Source organism: Cyclobacterium sediminis, assembly GCF_054781075.1.
In genome coordinates, this window is sequence record NZ_BAAGVC010000043.1 from 71,312 (window position 1) to 89,729 (window position 18,418).

General features: G+C 39.0%; 12 protein-coding genes and 1 tRNA gene. 9 read left to right on the plus strand and 4 right to left on the minus strand.

Annotated features, from left to right (window positions below; genetic code table 11):
• Positions 1-215: 215 nt before the first annotated feature.
• Entirely contained in the window at positions 216-1,448 is a 1,233-nt protein-coding gene (locus tag ACYVHJ_RS20955) for an aminotransferase class V-fold PLP-dependent enzyme (protein WP_460518874.1), read from the minus strand.
• A gap of 163 nt (positions 1,449-1,611) precedes the next feature.
• Between ACYVHJ_RS20955 and ACYVHJ_RS20960 the strand changes: the two genes are divergently transcribed.
• The gene (locus ACYVHJ_RS20960; protein WP_339903107.1) at positions 1,612-2,283 is read left to right on the plus strand and encodes a YdcF family protein; all 672 of its coding nucleotides are present in this window, start codon (positions 1,612-1,614) and stop codon (positions 2,281-2,283) included.
• A gap of 31 nt (positions 2,284-2,314) precedes the next feature.
• Here ACYVHJ_RS20960 and ACYVHJ_RS20965 read toward each other — a convergent pair whose 3' ends face one another.
• Positions 2,315-3,619, minus strand: a complete 1,305-nt coding sequence (locus ACYVHJ_RS20965; RefSeq protein WP_460518877.1) for a cryptochrome/photolyase family protein — start codon at positions 3,617-3,619, stop codon at positions 2,315-2,317.
• Positions 3,620-3,658: 39 nt separating this feature from the next.
• The gene (locus tag ACYVHJ_RS20970) at positions 3,659-8,197 is read right to left on the minus strand and encodes a translocation/assembly module TamB domain-containing protein (RefSeq protein ID WP_460518880.1); all 4,539 of its coding nucleotides are present in this window, start codon (positions 8,195-8,197) and stop codon (positions 3,659-3,661) included.
• A gap of 73 nt (positions 8,198-8,270) precedes the next feature.
• On the opposite strand from ACYVHJ_RS20970, the gene tsaD reads away from it, so the two are divergent.
• The 7 genes from tsaD to ACYVHJ_RS21005 all read left to right on the plus strand — a co-directional run bounded on the left by tsaD (position 8,271) and on the right by ACYVHJ_RS21005 (position 16,303).
• Positions 8,271-9,287, plus strand: a complete 1,017-nt coding sequence (tsaD, locus tag ACYVHJ_RS20975) for a tRNA (adenosine(37)-N6)-threonylcarbamoyltransferase complex transferase subunit TsaD (protein WP_460518882.1) — start codon at positions 8,271-8,273, stop codon at positions 9,285-9,287.
• Positions 9,280-9,744, plus strand: coding sequence for an SsrA-binding protein (smpB, locus tag ACYVHJ_RS20980; protein WP_460518885.1), 465 nt, complete (start codon positions 9,280-9,282; stop codon positions 9,742-9,744). Before tsaD ends, smpB begins: the two co-directional genes overlap by 8 nt.
• Positions 9,710-10,525 carry an NlpC/P60 family protein gene (locus tag ACYVHJ_RS20985; RefSeq protein WP_339903112.1) on the plus strand — a complete coding sequence of 272 codons (816 nt, stop codon included), beginning with the start codon at positions 9,710-9,712 and terminating at the stop codon, positions 10,523-10,525. Before smpB ends, ACYVHJ_RS20985 begins: the two co-directional genes overlap by 35 nt.
• On the plus strand, positions 10,525-11,043 hold the full coding sequence (locus tag ACYVHJ_RS20990; RefSeq protein WP_339903113.1) for an HNH endonuclease: 519 nt from the start codon (positions 10,525-10,527) through the stop codon (positions 11,041-11,043). The genes ACYVHJ_RS20985 and ACYVHJ_RS20990 overlap by 1 nt, the downstream gene beginning before the upstream one ends.
• Before the next feature lie 181 nt (positions 11,044-11,224).
• Complete coding sequence (rpsA, locus tag ACYVHJ_RS20995; protein ID WP_339905600.1) at positions 11,225-13,006, plus strand: 30S ribosomal protein S1; 1,782 nt, start codon at positions 11,225-11,227, stop codon at positions 13,004-13,006.
• Positions 13,007-13,538: 532 nt separating this feature from the next.
• Complete coding sequence (locus ACYVHJ_RS21000; protein ID WP_460518891.1) at positions 13,539-15,836, plus strand: TonB-dependent receptor; 2,298 nt, start codon at positions 13,539-13,541, stop codon at positions 15,834-15,836.
• Positions 15,836-16,303, plus strand: coding sequence for a thioredoxin family protein (locus tag ACYVHJ_RS21005; RefSeq protein WP_460518894.1), 468 nt, complete (start codon positions 15,836-15,838; stop codon positions 16,301-16,303). The genes ACYVHJ_RS21000 and ACYVHJ_RS21005 overlap by 1 nt, the downstream gene beginning before the upstream one ends.
• Positions 16,304-16,703: 400 nt before the next feature.
• Here ACYVHJ_RS21005 and ACYVHJ_RS21010 read toward each other — a convergent pair.
• A tRNA-Cys gene (locus ACYVHJ_RS21010) sits at positions 16,704-16,777 on the minus strand.
• Positions 16,778-17,143: 366 nt separating this feature from the next.
• On the opposite strand from ACYVHJ_RS21010, the gene ACYVHJ_RS21015 reads away from it, so the two are divergent.
• The gene (locus ACYVHJ_RS21015; protein WP_460518897.1) at positions 17,144-18,412 is read left to right on the plus strand and encodes a c-type cytochrome; all 1,269 of its coding nucleotides are present in this window, start codon (positions 17,144-17,146) and stop codon (positions 18,410-18,412) included.
• Positions 18,413-18,418: the final 6 nt, after the last annotated feature.

The following is an 18,418-nucleotide window of genomic DNA, read 5'->3' on the forward strand; positions in this document are numbered from 1 at the left end:
CGGCTTACCCTGAAGAAGAAAAACTGCTCGCTTTTGGATTTTACCTATATTTAATTTGAATTTTATAACACAGTCGGTTTGGACCTTATTGAAGGCAATTTTAGCCCTTGATTTTATAAACTGGAAAAAATAAATCCGGCGCGGTTAGTTAAATAACTAATGCGGCCGGATCCATTCGGTGCTTCCAAGAAACTCTGCAAGGGGTAGCTTTTTATTTAGGCAGTTCTTTTAGTTAAAGCATTTTTTAACTTTTTAGCAACAATTTTGTCTTGTCCTTTTTCCAACATAAAAACGGTTAGCCTTAAGCTTTTTGGTTCTTCCCAATCAATGGTTTCTATGGAAGGATCTCCATCTCTAAGATCAGCCCCAAGGTCCTTGGCAGAAAAGTCATGCTGAGTACCTTCCCAAGAAATTTTAAGGGATGGGTTGTGATTGGCAACCTCAGGAATGACCACTTCGGTGCTAATCCCCGGGATGCCGGCAATGGCTCCATCAATCAAATCAACCCTGTTTTCCCAGGTTTCCCAGATTTTATCATGGTCTCTATTGATGAAAGTTTCCAAAGCCATGTACATGCCCAAGATCTCCTCTTTATTAACTTTTTGTCCACGACCAATATTTCCGCCTCTAGGTGGGGCACTAATTCTGGCTGCTTCAATCAGGTGTTTTTTCCCCATCAAAATACCTGCACTTTGCGGTCCGGCCATGGCTTTTCCTCCGGATATGGCTACCAAGTCAAAACCCATATCATTGAATCTCCATAAATTTTCAACCGGAGGGACATCCGCTGCAATGTCATTCATGGTAGGAATGCCGTGCTTTTTAGCGATTGCTACCCATTCTTCATGTTTTATTTTCCCTACAGGAGCCTCACGATTTAAAAACCACATCATGGCAGTTTTTTCGTTAATGGCTGCTTCTAATTCTTCTTTCGTCTCAATAAATATCAGCTTAACGCCGGTGTTTGTAAGTGCATGGTGGTATCCATTGGCATGGCTTTTCTGAAGGATAACCTCCGATTTCATTCCGGTGCCTTCCAGAAAAGGTAGTTTTGCCGCTTTTTTGGCATCTTTTCCCGTTAATACGCCTGCCATACCTAAAACCAAGGCAGACCAGCATCCCGCCGTAACCATCGCGCCTTCTGCATGACAAAGTTTGGCAATTCTTTCTCCAACCCTGTCTTGGACATCGTTTAGCAAAACATATTTCTTAGAGGCCACATTAATGGTCTCCATAACTTCAGGTGGCATTAATGATGCCGTCATGGAAGTGTAATTTCCGGCCGCATTGATAAATGTTCTTAAGCCTAACTCTTTAATTAAATCCCTTTTCGCCACAGCTTCTGTAGCAGATGGTAAAGATTCAGCCAATAAAGTTCCACTTCCTGCCACCCCTCCCAAAATAGGTAGAGAAGCCAGACGCTTGATTAATTTCCTTCTTGATATCATGATGTTGTTAGTGTGATTTTAAGCCATCAATTTAACAATTATCGTCCGGATTTTTAAAATTAGCTGAAAAATATATCATTTTTGAAAATTAAAGGTAATTTGGTGGGTTCAGTGGTAAAATCAACCTTCCAAATAGTTTCTAAGAATTAAAAATTTCAAACAGATGCAAGATAAAATACAACCTGAAATAACCCCGGAAATAAAAACTATGGCGAAGGTCCTTTGGGATTATCATCAAGTAAACCATGGCTTAAATAAAGCCGATGCCATTTTTGTTTTAGGTAGTCATGACATTAGAGTGGCGGAGCGCGGAGCACAATTATGGCTGGGAGGCATGGCTGACTATTTAATACTTTCAGGTGGCTTAGGGAATTTTACGCTTGGCGTTTGGGAGGAGACCGAGGCAGATAAATTTGCTAAAATCGCATTGAATATGGGGGTGGCCGAATCCAAAATTATCGTAGAGAACAAGTCTACCAATACTGGAGAAAACATCCAGTTTACTCAAAAAATCCTTAAAGAAAAAGGACTTGACTTTCATCGATTTATCGTCGTCCAAAAACCCTATATGGAAAGAAGGTCCTATGCCACCTTTAAAAAGAATTGGCCGGAAAAATCTGTTGCAGTTACAAGCCCTAATATCAGTTTTGATAACTATCCCAATGAAGAAATTTCAATGGCCATTGTGATCCAGTCTATGGTGGGAGATTTGCAAAGGATCAAGGAATATCCAAAGCTTGGTTTTCAAATAGAACAAGCGATTCCACAGGAAGTTTGGCGGGCATTCGAACAATTGGTTAAGCTGGGATTCGACCAGCACCTCATCAAAGAATAGTATCCGTGACTAAAATTTTATTATCCTTTCACTATTCTGCATCTAAGGCTCTTTTGTAGGTCTCCAGCGCCCTTTCTCTTGCTTGCTTGTGAGCTACAATCGGGTCTGGATATGCTGATGTACCATATTCCGGAATCCATTTTTTAACGTATTTTTTATCCTTGTCAAACTTTTTCATTTGAGATTCCGGATTGAAAACCCGAAAGTAGGGTTGAGCGTCTGTACCTGTGCCAGCGGCCCATTGCCAACCACCATTGTTGGAAGCCAATTCATAATCTAGAAGTTTGCTTGCAAAATAGGCTTCTCCCCATCGCCAATCTATCAATAGGTGCTTGGTTAGAAAGCTGGCCGTAAGCATTCTTACTCTGTTGTGCATGTATCCGGTGGCATTGAGTTCACGCATGCCGGCATCTACCATGGGATAGCCTGTTTTTCCTTCACACCATTTTTTGAATAATTCCTCATCGTTATCCCACCGGACCCTGTCGTATTTTTCCTTAAAAGACGTATCAACTACTGCAGGATTATGGTAGAGGATCATCATGTAAAATTCCCGCCAAATTAATTCGTTGAGGTAAGTGTCATTTAACTCTAGAGCTTCGTTTACTAAACGTCGGATACTAATTGTCCCAAAGCGCAGGTGAATTCCCAGCCTACTTGTACCTTGAATTGCAGGAAAATCCCGATTTTTATCATAAGTACGAATCAATTTTTTATCAATCTCTAGGGGAGGAATACAAATTTTGCTTTTCTCAAAGCCTAGCTCTTTTAGGCTGGGCAGTGGAAGTGGTTGGGTTTTGTAAAAGGATTTTTTTCTTCCATCCAAATCCACAGGTGTTAAGTTGTTTTGCTTTAATTTTTGTAGCCAGCTTTTGCTGTAGGGAGTAAAAACCTTGTAATAACTGCCTGAATTGTTGGTAATCTCATCTTTTTCAAAGATCACCTGATCCTTAAAATCATAAAATGGAATGTCTTTTTTTGCTAAAAATTGCTCAACCTTCTCATCTCTATCTCGGGCGTAAGGCTCGTAATCCCGATTGGTGTATACATTTTGGATGGTGTAAACTTTTGTCAATGCTTCAAAAATGGCAAGGGGTTTCCCTTTCTTTACCAGCATTGAGCTGTCATAATCTTTTAGGTTGTTGTAAAGTTTACTAACCTGTTCATGGATGAATTGCACCCGAGCATCATTCTTGTTTTCAAGTTTGTCAAGGATATTTTCATCAAAAATAAAAAGAGGCAAAACGTTTTTTTCGTTTTCATAAGCCGTATAGAGACCAATATTATCTAAAAGCCTAAGGTCTCTTCTAAACCAAAATAGTGTAACTTTATCCATAGTACATTAATCAAATCCTAGCCAAATTGTTTGGATTACTTAAGGGTTTTCCTTGTCGATAATATTGATTACTGAAGGTGCTTCCCTTGGGTCAGGCTTAAATAAATCAGGCGCCACTTCTTCAAGGTTGATGTCAAACTCTCCCCTAAGGTATTCGTCAGAATCATTGATGTATAAGTTTTTTTTATTTCTTTTAAAGTTTTGAAAAAGTTCCTTTAAAGAGCTGAACAAGAGGTTTTGTGAAAGGGATACCCCATAAGTATTGGGGGCGCGGTTGTTTATATTTAAAGCTGTGAGGGTATTGAAATTGTTTCGGTTATAAATCCTTACGCGATACTGTCCATTTTCTGTCAGAAGGTATTCAGCCTGCCAGTCTCCTGCTATGGTATTAAGGTCAGCCTTACCTTGCAGGTCTGTAAATCCACCATCTCGGGTCACTCTTAATCGGCCATCAAAGAAGGTATAGGCTACCCTTAGTTGGAAGGATTCCAGAGCGGATTCATCCAAAGTGAGCAAGTCAAAATCGATTTCAAGATTTTCGTCCACTTGGGCAATAAGGTTATTTAGTTGGGATGAAATAAGTTGACTGAGATTAGAGAAACCTATTCCTGCACTATTGAATTGACCCTCAGGAGAAAACCTACGAAGCATAATCAATGAAAATACCTGCCTGTTTTTTTCTTGTTCATCATTGGCGATTCTGTTTTTGAAAGCAGAGATAGTGGTTTGCAATTCACTGTCTTCAGGGAATTCCGAAAAATCAAAGTCAAAGCCTATATCCGGAGACAATAGCTCTCCTTCAAGGTCCATGATGACTTTTACAGGAAAGCGCCTTTTTATCTGGCTGTTTTCCAAGGTGGAGCTGGTAGTAGTCGTTTGAAGTGAAGTTAGGGACACGCTCTCCTCGTAAACGGCAGAGATATCCATCACTCCGGCATAAGGATCTCCATACCAATTGATGATTCCTCCCGGCTCAATAACAAACTTTTTGTTGATCACATTGTACAAGCTAAAGTTATATAAAGCATCTACTATTTCATAATTGCCTGTCATGGTAAAGTTTCCTTGAGTATCAATGTCCATATTGAATATACCTCTGCCACGACCCTGAATATTTTCTCCTGTTTTTGGGTCAATTTGAATCTCAATATAGGCATCCGGAGTTATGTCCAAGTTCAGATTCATCCGGAGGTTGTTAATGCTTAGCTTTTCAACAGTTTCTTCAAACTCCAAGTGGTTGGAGGTATCTCTCAGGTTAATGATGTTTATAAAATCTTCTTGGGCTTGCCCATTGGATTCCCCAATAGGAATATATATTTTAGTGTTGGCATTTGAACTGGCATTGGCTGTAAGGTCCAGATTATTAGCTGCTCCGAATACATTGATGTCGCCGGTAGCAAAAGCTGTCCCAAAGAATAAGTCATTGTCTGAAGAACTGGTGTTCATTACCTGAAAGTTGTTTATTTGAGCGGTAAGATCCAGTATAAAGTTATCGAAATTGTCATGAACAATTCCTCCTCTCAGACCGGCAACATTGTTATTGACATCACGCAACTCCAAGCCTCTGAAACTAATGTCGTTGGGTTCAAAAATAATATTTCCATCTACAAGGTAAGTGGTGTTGAGGTAGTTGAACCTAAAAGTGGCTCCTTCAAGTTCTCCAAGCCCTTCAACAATTGGTCGGGTAATGCTTCCTCCTACAGTAAGGTTGCCATTGAGCTTTCCGTCGATATTGGTGAGGTAGTCTGCGACAAATGGTTCAATGACAGATAAGCGGGCATCGGTGAATTGGGCATTCAATGCCATTTTCCTTTCTTCATTACCCATGTCTCCCGAGAGCTCAATGATTTTTTGTCCTTCGCGAATATTTTGAATGTTAAGGTTAATGGCATCATCGTCGTAATAGGCACTGGCTTCAATTTCTCCTACCAGAAATTTATTGATGTAAATGTCTCTAATCGATAAGTTGCCCTTCATGCCTTTTTTGTTCCAGCCTTCTTCAAGGTGGACCAGGCCGTTGGCGATGCCTTCATATTCTCTGAGCCCAAAAGAATTTAGAAAATCAAGGTTCAATTCATTAATGCCAATCTCCATTTTATCTTCTGGCTTATGATTGATTTTGCCATTTGCGGCTATGTATTCATTTCCATGAAATATTTTAAGTTTGTCAAATTGAGTTTCACCTGCCTTAAGACTTATGCTGTTGCCTTTCTCAAACTGCCAATAATCATTAAGTAATTTTATTTCTGATGGAGAGAATTTAATTAGGGTGCTGTCAGGAGAAAGGTTGACTTCTGCTTCTATATCAAAATAACTTTCAGTGAGAAGTTGATCCAAATAGAATGTCATGTCCAACTTGGACTGGTTCCATATGGTTTCTGCAGATAGATTTTGAAAATTAAAGCCTGAATTGAGTTGAATTTCTTTTGACAATACATAAAAAGAGGCCAATACTTCGTTACTGTTTTTGTATTTGGCAGTATTTAAATCAATGTTATTATCGATAAAATAATTATTACCATAGTAAATGGTGTCAATACCACTAAAAAAGTTAAACACCGTATTTTGATCTGTCTGATAAAAGGCCCCTTCCACCAGCGTATTGTTGGAAATAAAGAGCATAGGGTCGATCAAATTTAAAATTGGGTTTGCATCCCTAAGATCAAGAGAGATATCAATTTGATATGGGGTTTCAGTAGGCGAGGTTATGTTATTATCCTCGGAATAATTATTGGTTAATATGGCCTGATAATCTTCCCATAATTGTTTTAAGTCTTCTCCCAATTGTTTGACCTTGAAATTGCCACTGATCCCTGCCACCAGCAGATCCGAGTTAAGGGAAATTACTCTGGAATTGTCTGTAAAAAGAGATTGGAAAAGGAAATAATCCAAAAATAAGTCGCGACCGTCATAGCTGACCAGCACATCTCTAAATCGAGCTACACCTTCAACGTCATCTAGGCTAACCCCTTTGGTGTCCAACTCAAAATTACCACTCAGAAAGATGGCTTGATTGATAATATTTATTTCATTTAAAAATGCCGTGTCCAAGTCCAGTACCAGGTTTGCTGAGTCTTTATCATTTCGAAGGTCTAGCATACCATCTACATCCATTACCAGATTTGGATCATTTACGGTCATTTTTCCGGCAAACAGGTCTTTTGCAAATGTAGCTTTTGTGCTAATATTTTGAAAATCATACTGGTTGATACCTAATTTGCTAAAATTAGCATCCATTTCAATTATGGCTGTAGCTACACTAAAACCTGAGCCCTTGATTTGCCCTTTAAAACTTGTTTTTTGAAAGTTTTCAGGATCTTCCATTAATACGCCTAAATCCAAATTTGTGGCCTCTAATTGCCCTTCATAAGTAGGTGTTTTGTTTTGTTGTAAGTAGTTAAGTGTTCCATCAAGCCTCCCAATTTCGGTCCGAAAATTACCTTGTGCCATAAAATTATCAAGTTGGCCCTCAAAATCAGAATTGAAACGAATGATACCGAATTTATTTAACTCCCTTCTGGCTTGAGGTGTGGCATATGGGGAGAGGTCGTCAGGGCTAACAGTGGAGTTGATTAGAGAAAGTTCAAAATAAGTTTTGGAGACCGTTGGTAAGCCCTCAATATTGAATTTTCCAAACAATGCACTCTTGTCTCCAAATCTCAGGAGTAACTCGTCTGAATAAATGGAATCAACCCTTCCATTTACTTCTCCACTTAGCGAAAGCCTGTCGTCTATGGAGGGTATATTATCAGAAAAATAACCAAGATCTCTAATGTCTAGGATGGCCTCATCTAATGCTGCTGAAATTTCTATCTTATGGTTAAAATCACGCAAATCTGTAGGAGAGTCATACTCGAATTTAAGGTAGTTTTTTATTTCAGTTTGGTTAGACTTGAGATAGAGGTCTTTGAATTCCATCCCAGTATTGGAGTAGGTGAAATTGGTTTGTAGCTGTTGGAAAATCATACCTGAATTGGTCTCAACACCTTTCATGTGCTTAAGGTCAAATGCCACGGTATCCCTTCTGACATAAAAGTCTGTTGCAGAGGCTACCAGGTCCCTGAACTGAAGGTCGCTGTAATCAAATTTAACATCAAAGGGAGGGAGGGTGTAATCTACAATATCCAGAGAAGTTTCCATTAGCGAAATATAGCCAATGGTAAATGTGGATGCCTTGAGGTTGTTTTTTTCCTTTTTTGGCAAGAAAATAGCCCGAAGGCGGGAAAGAAATACGGAAATATTTAATCCTTGCCCATCTGCATGGGTTAGGATTCTTACATTCCCATTTTTTAGATTTATTTCATCAAATCCCGGTTGTTCTGTATCCATCAAACCTTTAATAGAAAAGTCGATATAAACTTCCTCAAGATCCATCATCAAACTGTCTTGCAAGTCCATAATGGATACTTCCTGCAAACTGATGGCATCCCACCATCTGATGTTTACCCGGCCGATTTCTGTTTCATAGCCTGTTTCTTTGCTGATATAATTGGTAAAGAAACCGGCAAGATAAGTCTGCAATACAGGAATCTGTAACAATAAAGTAATGGTAAGTAGGAATATAAGCATATAGCTCATGATCCTAAACGTCCTTCTAAGGGCGTTCAGCAAAATTTCCTTAACTTTCGATTTATTTTCCAACAGGCACGAAATGAGTAGTAATATATTAGCAATAGAATCCTCTTGTGATGAAACGTCAGCATCAGTGATTTCTGATGGCAAAATACTTAATAATATTGTCGCCACGCAATCTGTACATGAGAAATATGGTGGCGTTGTACCGGAATTGGCCTCTAGAGCACATCAGCAGCATCTTATACCGGTGGTGGCTGAAGCATTAAAATCTGCCGGAATTGCTAAAACTGAATTAGATGCCATTGCTTTTACCCGCGGTCCCGGTTTGATGGGAGCATTATTGGTAGGTGTTTCTTTTGCCAAGTCTTTTGCCTATGCATTGGATAAGCCGATTATTGAAGTGAACCATATGGAAGCCCATGTGTTGGCCCATTTTATTGATGCACCAAAACCCTCCTTCCCCTTTATCTGTTTAACTGTTAGTGGAGGGCACAGCCAACTGGTGTTGGTTAAGACTGCATTAACCATGGAGGTATTGGGAGAAACCAAGGACGATGCAGTGGGAGAAGCTTTTGATAAAATTGCTAAAATTTTAGGGTTACCCTATCCCGGCGGTCCACATCTGGATAAATTGGCGGCCAAAGGTGATCCATTGGCTTATCCTTTTCCGGTATCAGAGATGAAAGGGCTTTCTTTTTCCTTTAGTGGCATAAAAACTGCTGTGCTTTATTTCTTAAAGGAAAACATTAAAAAGGATCCGGACTTTATTGCGAATAATTTGGAGGATATCTGTGCTTCTGTACAGTATACATTGATAAAAATGTTGATGCAGAAACTGGTTAAGGCTACCAAAAAGCAAGGGATAAAAGAAGTGGCCATTGCAGGAGGAGTTTCAGCCAATTCGGGACTAAGGTATACAATTGCTGAGGCCGCAAAAAAATACCGTTGGAATGTCTACCTTCCCAAATTGGAATATTGTACAGACAATGCGGCCATGGTGGCCATGGCGGCGCATTATAAGTATCAGGCCGGTATGTTTACAGATTTGAACGTCAGTCCATTGGCAAAATTGAAAATTGGAAATCATGGCTAAAAAGAATAAATTCGAGAAAATAATAAATATCAAAAACAGGAAGGCAAGCTTTGAGTTTGAATTTATAGATAAATACAAAGCAGGGCTTGTGCTAAAAGGGACTGAAATTAAGTCAATTCGAGAGGGTAAGGTCTCTCTTACGGAGGCCTATTGTTATTTCCGAAACAATGAATTGTTTATTAAGCAAATGCACATAGCTCCGTACACGCTGGCAGCTCATTTTAATCATGACCCGGTCAGGGAACGAAAGCTATTGCTACAAAAACAAGAGTTGAAAAAACTGCAAAACAAATTTGCAGAAAAAGGACTTACCATAGTGCCGGTTAGGGTATTTATTAATGACAAAGGGCTGGCAAAGATAGAGGTGGCCCTAGGTAAGGGTAAAAAAGTGCATGACAAAAGACATTCACTAAAAGAAAAAGATGCAAAACGAGACCTTCAAAGAATGGCATTCTAATTCTACTTTCGGTATCTGTAGGCTTTCGCTCCTCAGTGTTTATACGAAACCTGTGAGCGATGCCGGATTAAGTACCCAAATACTTTTTGGTGAGTTGTATGAAGTTGTTCAGGTGGGTGAAGACGGACAATGGTTAAAAATAGAGGGTTTAGAATCCATTGGCTCAGGTTGGATTCTGACCTCCCAACACCATCCCCTTACAAAAGAAGCTTTCGAATTTTTTGCAAAATCTCCCCGACAAATTGTCTCCGAAGGGATAGGAGAAATCAAGCTGAAAGACAATACCATGTTTTTATTACCCGGCAGTCAGCTACATGCCGGACAGAATGAGATCTTTGAATGGGAAGATTCTATAAAGTTTAAGGGAAAAAGTAGGCCTTATGAAAGGAAAGCCAATAGGATGGAAGTTAAAAGGATAGCTTTGGGTTTTTTACATGTGCCTTACCTTTCTGGAGGCAGAAGTTTTTTTGGATTAAATGCTCCCTCCTGGTTAAATTTGCTTTTTAAAATCGGCGGCATTGTTTTCCCAAATGAATTGAACGCTCAGGACAATGTAGAAAAAAAGGAGCGTATTTCTGAAATAGATATTGGAGATGTTATAATTTTTGGCACACAGCGAGGCATTCCATTTCAAGCGGGTCTATATATTGGAGAAGGTGCATTACTTTGGGTCAAAGAAAAAGTAAGGTTCGGGACTTTTGATCCAAAAAAATGGAACACAATCAATAATCGCCCTAAAGACAGTATTCAATTGCTAACCGTAAAAAAACTAGTAGATTGATGAAGGAGATATCAGAAAAAAAAGTGCTTGTCCTGAACTTAGATCATTCACCGGTAGGGGTAGTCAATGTACATAAAGGCTTTGTGTTAACTTACCTCGATAAAGCCACTTTGCTGGTAAAGTACGATTACCTTCAAATAAGGACGGTAGACCATATTTTTGATTACCCTGCAGTTATTCGGCTCAATCACTATAAAAACATCCCATACAAAGGTGTTTTGCTGAACAGAAATAATCTTTTTAAGCGGGATAAATATACCTGTCAGTATTGTGGGTCTGGGAAAGACTTGACTTTGGACCATGTGGTGCCGAAGAGCAAGGGAGGTAAAACTTCTTGGAAAAACCTTATTACCGCCTGCCATCGCTGCAACACTGTTAAAGGAAACAAGACACCTGAAGAAGCTGGGATGCCACTAGCAACCTTCCCTTTCAAACCAAATTTATCTTATTATCTTGCTGAATATGCGGAGCGGCATGCGGCAGAGTGGATTCCTTTTTTAGCCATAAAAGAGGTTTGATAAAGCGCGAAGGGAGTAAGTCTTGAATTGATATTTTGTTGGTATACAGTTTCTAATCCTAAAATAATTCGTAAATTTGCAATCCATTCGGGTGAATGGGCCTTCTTTTGCGAGGGAATCATTAATAAAAACCTCAGCCAGATGACCTTAAGGCTGTTGAAAATCAAGGTTATATATTATTATGTCAAATCAAGAAGATTTTAACTGGGAAAAATTTGAAACCAAGGGTTTTGGAGAAGGTTACACTGAGGCTGAGAGAGCTGAGATGGAAAACCTTTATGACAATACCCTTACTGAGATTACAGAAAAAGAAGTGATCACCGGTACTGTAGTAGGTATCAATGATAAGGATGTAATCATCAATATTGGTTTTAAATCTGACGGACTTGTTCCACTGAATGAATTCCGTGACATTGAGGGCTTGAAAATCGGTGATGAAGTAGAATTGTTCATCGAAGAGCAGGAGAATGCATTGGGACAGTTGGTACTTTCCCGTAAGAAAGCCAAGATGGTAAAAGCTTGGCAAACCATCGAAGAAGCATTGGAGCAAGACAATGTGATCGAAGGTTTGGTTAAGAGAAGAACCAAAGGTGGATTGATCGTAGATATTTATGGTGTAGAGGCTTTCTTACCAGGATCTCAAATCGATGTTAAACCTATCAGAGATTTTGATATCTATGTAGGTAAGAAAATGGAAGTGAAAGTGGTTAAAATTAATCACGCCAATGATAACGTAGTTGTTTCTCATAAAGTATTGATCGAGAAAGATCTTGAGAAACAAAAAGCTGAAATCCTTAACAACCTTGAAAAAGGTCAAGTATTGGAAGGAATTATCAAAAACATGACCAATTTCGGTGTGTTCATCGATTTGGGTGGTGTAGATGGATTGCTTCACATTACAGATATTTCTTGGGGACGTATCAATCATCCGGAAGAAGTGCTTAACCTTGACGACAAAGTTCAGGTTGTTGTACTTGACTTTGATGATGATAAGAAAAGAATTTCTTTGGGTATGAAGCAATTGACTGCACATCCTTGGGATTCTCTTTCTGCTACGCTTGAAGTTGGATCTAAAGTTAAAGGTAAAATCGTAAACGTTGCTGATTATGGTGCATTCCTAGAGTTGGCTCCTGGCGTTGAAGGTTTGATCCACGTTTCTGAAATGTCTTGGTCTCAGCACCTAAGAAATCCTGCTGACTTTGTGAAAGTTGGTGATGAGATCGAAGCTGTAGTCCTTACTCTTGATAAAGATGAGCGTAAGATGTCTTTGGGTATCAAGCAACTTACCGAAGATCCTTGGACCAAACAAGAAATGTCTACCAAATACGCTATCGGTACCAAACACAAAGGTATTGTTAGAAACCTTACCAACTTCGGTCTGTTCTTAGAACTTGAAGAAGGTATTGATGGATTGGTTCACGTATCTGATTTGTCTTGGACTAAAAAGATTAAGCATCCCTCAGAATTTGTGAAAGTTAGTGATGAATTAGATGTTATCGTATTGGAACTAGACCTTGATAGCAGAAGATTGGCACTAGGACATAAACAATTGGAAGAAAATCCTTGGGATACTTTCGAGAATGTGTTCCCAATCGGGTCTAAGCATAAATGTTCCATCATCTCTAAGAATGATAAAGGCGCAGTTCTAGAGCTACCATATGGTCTTGAAGGATTTGCTACTTCCAAAAATCTTGAGAAAGAAGACGGAAGCCAAGCTGAAGCAGGTGAAAGCCTTGACTTCGCTGTGATTGAGTTTTCTAAAGATGACAAACGAATTGTGCTTTCTCATACAGCTACTTTCAAAGAAGAAGCCTTGCCTAAAGCCAGTGCGAAGAAAGCCAGCAGCCCTAAGAAGAAAGCTGCCGGTAGTACTGACGGTGGAGCAGGAGCAGAGAAATCTACTCTTGGAGATTTGGATGCCTTGTCTGCATTGAAAGAAAAAATGGATCAGGGTAAAAAATAATTAACCCTTATTTAATACAACTAAAGCACTAACTCGAAAGGGTTAGTGCTTTTTTATTTTTTCGAGTTACGGTGTTGAGCCTTTCTCAACCTTAGTTTTCCGGATTATATTTTTATTTGCAACCAAATGCTTTAAAAAGCTATTCAATGCCTTTACCAGGCTATAATCTCTGTCTGCAATAGATGATACTTTATTTTTAATCCACATTGAGGGCCGGAATTAATAGTCCCTGTTTTCTTTTTTAGGTAGTTAATAAAGTTTGATTCAGCGTATTGAAACTGAATGACTTTCTCAAATCTTTTACGGTTATCCTTCAAATGGGCAAATATCGCTATCTGCATGGGCTAATTTTGTATTGTTTACTTGGTTTTTACCTGTGCTATGTTCCTCTATACGAGGGTTTTATAATCCTATACTTTATAAACTTTGACACCAATGTTTTAGTTAGGTAAAAAAAATGTAAATAACGGATAAAAATATTTGTTAGATCAATCTAACTTATTAATTTTACGGGTATATAAATAGGGATAACATGAATCTAATAAAATACACTGCCTTTTTGATAATTATTACAGTTTCCTTCTGCTATGCTCCGGCAAAAGGACAGGGGAATGGAGTGATCTCAGGGAAAGTGATGGACGAATCAGGTGTACCATTGGAGTTTGCCAATGTGGGAATCAGGAAGATTTCTTTGGGCGGAGTAACAAATGAAGGGGGGGCTTTTACTATTCGCAATGTGCCTCCCGGGAAGCATTTGTTAACCGCTTCTTTGATTGGTTTTGAGACCCAACAGATTAGAATTGAAGTAGTCAATGATCAATCCAGCATCCCTTTTTTATTTACATTAAAGGAAACAGCTTCAGCCTTAGGGGAGGTGGTTGTTTCAGGGACAATGAAAGAAGTTTCAAAACTCGAAAGTCCGGTACCTGTTGAAGTTTACTCTGCCAATTTTTTCCGTGCCAATCCTACCCCGTCTGTTTTTGAATCTCTTCAAAACGTGAATGGTGTTAGGCCTCAGATCAATTGTAATGTCTGCAACACAGGTGATATTCATATCAATGGGCTTGAAGGCCCTTATACCATGGTTTTGATTGATGGGATGCCTATTGTAAGTGGCCTTTCTACAGTATATGGATTAACAGGCATACCGCAGGCCTTGATAGAAAGGGTGGAAGTGGTCAAAGGCCCTGCCTCTACGCTGTATGGGTCTGAGGCTGTGGGTGGTTTGATCAACGTCATAACCAAGAAACCATCTACAGCGCCTTTATTAACTGCTGATATTTTTAGTACTGATTGGGGAGATATTAATACTGACTTTGGGCTAAAATACAATCTTTCTGAAAATACCCAGGGACTTTTTGGTTTGAATTATTTTAATTATCAAAATCCAATAGATAATAATGAAGATGGTTTTACGGATGTAACATTACAGCATAGACTTTCATTCTTCAACAAGTTTAATTTCAATAGAGGATCAGGAAAGAATTTCTCTGTTGCCGGCCGTTATGTGTATGAAGACCGTTGGGGTGGAGAGATGGATTGGTCTTCGGAATACCGTGGAGGAGATGAGATCTATGGTGAAAGCATTTATACCAATCGGTGGGAGATGTTTGGGCTGTATGAATTACCGGTAGAGGAGTTAATAAATTTTCAGTTCAGTGCCAATGGTCATAATCAAAATTCAGTATATGGAGACATGCCTTATATAGCTGATCAATACATTGGTTTTGGGCAATTTACATGGAATAAGCCTGTAGACCAACATGACTTTTTGCTTGGATTGGCATACCGCTACACTTATTATGATGACAATACACCCGCCACGGCCACGGAAAATGGGATGAATGAACCTTCCATTACCCATCTACCGGGCATTTTTATTCAGGACGAAATAACCATTAATGCTTCACATAAATTATTATTTGGGATGAGGTATGATTACAATAGCTTGCATGGGAGTATTGCTACTCCTAGGTTAAACTATAAGTGGACCTCAAAAAGTAAAAATGATGTAATTCGAATGAGTATTGGTAATGGGTACCGGGTGGCCAATGTTTTTACTGAAGATCATGCTGCGTTAACAGGCGCGAGAGAGGTGGTATTTGACGGTGAACTTGCTCCGGAAACCTCTTGGAATGCCAATTTGAACCTGGTGAAGAAAATTTATACAGCAAGCCAAGTTTTTATTGGTCTTGATGCCTCTGCATTTTACACCTATTTTAATAATGCCATTTTTCCGGATTATGAAACCGATCCCAACAAGATCATCTATGGAAACTTAGACGGCTCTGCAGTTTCCAAGGGGATTTCATTGAACGTGGAAATGTCTTTAGTCAATGGCTTGAATATTGTTGCCGGTGGTACCTTAATGGATGTGTCCGTTACAGAAAATGGTGAAACCTATAGGCAATTATTAACAGAAAGATTTAGCGGAGTTTGGAGTGTGGGGTATACTTTTCCTTCCTTAGGTTTAACGGTGGATTACACAGGAAATTTATATGGGCCCATGCGTTTACCTTTACTCGGAGAGCTAGATAATCGAGACGCCTTTTCCCCTTGGTTCAGTTTGCAAAATTTTCAACTCAGCAAAAAGTTAGGTACCAAATGGGAAGTGTATGGTGGGGTTAAAAACCTTCTTGACTTTACCCCTGCGGCAAATAGCATTGCTAGATCTTTCGATCCCTTTGACAGAAATGTGGTATTTGGATCCGACGGGCAAGTGGTCCCATCAGAAGGAAATCCCTATGCCCTGACCTTTGATCCATCCTATGTGTACGCACCGAATCAGGGGCGTAGAGGATTTTTGGGGCTAAGATTTACCCTTGATTAATGAAATTAATACTTATCATATCGACGACTCTTTGCCTGATTTGTAGTATAGGGAAAGTAAATGGACAAACAATTTCATGGACTTCCCTCGAAAATCTTAAGGATAGTTTGCGGTCAAACCCCAAGCCAATTATGATTTTTATTCATACTGATTGGTGCAAATACTGTAAAATGCAGGAAAATATTACTTTTCAAAAACCATCCTTAGCGGCTTCGCTTTCAAAGAAATTTTATTGTATAAAAATAAATGCTGAATCAAGAGAGGAACTAATTTTTCTAGGAAGAAAATACAAGCCGGGTATCTCGGGAGGTTATCATGCTTTAGCAAAAATTTTAGGAGCTAAGAATGGGAGATTAGTTTTCCCCACCACGGTATTTTACGCACCACTTTCTCAATCTTTTGAAAGGCTTCAAGGTTTTCAAACGGCTAAAACATTGAAGCGTTTCATTACTATTAATGATAGGTAGTATTGGTGAAAAAAATAGTTTCGTCTCTTACTATTTTTGGACTGATTATGAAAAAAAATGAATGTTACTAGGATTCTTTTGAGCGGGGCTGTTAGCCTTAAATTATTTCGGTTAATTTTTGATAGGTAGCAAATAAAATAGGAAGTAACACACAGTTGATCAGATGGATAGTATCTCTGATTGGGGCATAATAATTTCAGTAGGAGACCATTCGATTTTTCGATATTTGCTGAATATTTACTACTGTCATTCAAATACTACTAGAATGTTATCAGCTTGCCTGGAGGATATATTTTTAAAGAAATTCTTAGTAGAAAAGAGAGGGGTTTGCGAAGTAAGGCAGAGAGATTACTATCAAACAATAATCAATAAAAAAGACACCCTTTTGGAAGGATGTCTTTGGAGGTCGAGAGCGGATTCGAACCGCTGTACAAGGTTTTGCAGACCTCTGCCTAGCCACTCGGCCACTCGACCATTTTTAATATCGAAGCGCAAACTTAGGAATTAAAAATTGGCTTTTCAAATCTATTTGCGAAAAATTATAAATGAATGAATCTATATTTTGAAGATAAAATCCGTTTGTAACGAATTGTTTGTAGATGTGTTCAACAAGAATTTTTAAAATATTGAAAAATGAGTCTATTTATAACGGTTCTAAATTAAATTTTGCTTCAGGTGAAGCTTTGTAAAAAGCTGTAATAGAGGGTTTTAAATAGTATATTTAGTTTTTGCTATGGATTAATGCGCCAAAAAGTTCAAGTTTGAAAAATAGAAGTTGGGTAGTACATTTGTGGGGAATTTGAATTGCACTGAGAAAATCTGAAAAAAGTATACATAACTATGTCGATCAAACGCTCAATATTAGGGGTTTCAATTCGCGTATGCCAACTGTTGGTTCTGATATTCCTATTTTCAGGAATTCAGGCATATGCGGTGGACCCTGAAATTCCGGATAGCGAAGAAGCTATATCCGCGGGTCAGTCCATTTTTAATGCCAACTGTAAAACCTGCCATAGACTCGATCAGAAATTGGTCGGTCCGGCGCTTAGAGGGGTTACCGATAGGCGGGAGTTGGACTGGGTAAAACAATTTATTATCAACTCTCAGGTATTGATTCAAGGAGGAGATGCTGATGCAGTAGCTCTTTTTAAGGAATTCAATAACACGGTTATGCCTTCTCATGATTTTTTGAGTGACGATGACCTAACGAATTTGCTTGCTTATGTTGAGTATGGTGACAAGGCAGATCCTGCTGCCGCCGAAGCCGGAGCAGCAGGCGAGGATGGAGTGGCGACAGGTACTGGTGGAGGAATTCCAAATGAATACCTTACCATAATCTTGGTAGTGCTTGTAGTCGTACTTGTTTTGGTATTGGTTGTGTTGGGACTTATTGTTTCAGTATTGACCAAGTACATGAACAAAAACGAAAATCTGGATAAGGACGATAAAGAATTTATCAACCAAAAGACGGACTACAAGGGCATTTTTAAAAGTGATGGCATGATTATCATTGTAACGACGATTGTGCTCGCTTTCGTTGTCAAAACTGCTATAAACGGATTGTACACGGTAGGCGTGCAACAAGGCTATGCCCCAAGTCAGCCGATTGCCTACTCTCACGAACTTCATGCCGGACAATACGAAATCCCTTGTCAATATTGCCATACAGGTGTAGAGATTGGGAAATCTGCAAATATTCCATCTGCAAATATTTGTATGAACTGTCACATGCACATTCAAAATGTGGAAGGCAAAGAGGGCGTTTCTCCAGAAATTGCAAAAATATACGATGCAGTAGATAATAATCAACCTATTGAATGGGTAAGGGTACATAACCTTCCTGATTTGGCTTATTTCAATCACTCCCAGCACGTAGCTGTTGGAGGAATTGAATGTCAAACTTGTCATGGTCCTATAGAGGAAATGGAAGTTGTTTCTCAGCACAGTGCATTGACCATGGGTTGGTGTATAGATTGCCATAGAAATACGGAAATAACCACTCAGGGCAATGAGTATTACGATAAACTCGTGCAATTGCATTCAGAATCCAAAGATGCTTTGAAAGTCAAAGACATTGGCGGTTTGGAATGTGCAAAGTGTCACTATTAAATCTTT

Excerpts from the sequence above, each read along its gene's own strand:
- ACYVHJ_RS20955 (WP_460518874.1), bottom strand. The coding sequence starts at position 1,448 with ATGATATCAAGAAGGAAATTAATCAAGCGTCTGGCTTCTCTACCTATT.
- ACYVHJ_RS20960 (WP_339903107.1), top strand. The coding sequence starts at position 1,612 with ATGCAAGATAAAATACAACCTGAAATAACCCCGGAAATAAAAACTATG.
- ACYVHJ_RS20965 (WP_460518877.1), bottom strand. The coding sequence starts at position 3,619 with ATGGATAAAGTTACACTATTTTGGTTTAGAAGAGACCTTAGGCTTTTA.
- ACYVHJ_RS20970 (WP_460518880.1), bottom strand. The coding sequence starts at position 8,197 with ATGAGCTATATGCTTATATTCCTACTTACCATTACTTTATTGTTACAG.
- tsaD (WP_460518882.1), top strand. The coding sequence starts at position 8,271 with ATGAGTAGTAATATATTAGCAATAGAATCCTCTTGTGATGAAACGTCA.
- smpB (WP_460518885.1), top strand. The coding sequence starts at position 9,280 with ATGGCTAAAAAGAATAAATTCGAGAAAATAATAAATATCAAAAACAGG.
- ACYVHJ_RS20985 (WP_339903112.1), top strand. The coding sequence starts at position 9,710 with ATGCAAAACGAGACCTTCAAAGAATGGCATTCTAATTCTACTTTCGGT.
- ACYVHJ_RS20990 (WP_339903113.1), top strand. The coding sequence starts at position 10,525 with ATGAAGGAGATATCAGAAAAAAAAGTGCTTGTCCTGAACTTAGATCAT.
- rpsA (WP_339905600.1), top strand. The coding sequence starts at position 11,225 with ATGTCAAATCAAGAAGATTTTAACTGGGAAAAATTTGAAACCAAGGGT.
- ACYVHJ_RS21000 (WP_460518891.1), top strand. The coding sequence starts at position 13,539 with ATGAATCTAATAAAATACACTGCCTTTTTGATAATTATTACAGTTTCC.
- ACYVHJ_RS21005 (WP_460518894.1), top strand. The coding sequence starts at position 15,836 with ATGAAATTAATACTTATCATATCGACGACTCTTTGCCTGATTTGTAGT.
- ACYVHJ_RS21015 (WP_460518897.1), top strand. The coding sequence starts at position 17,144 with ATGTCGATCAAACGCTCAATATTAGGGGTTTCAATTCGCGTATGCCAA.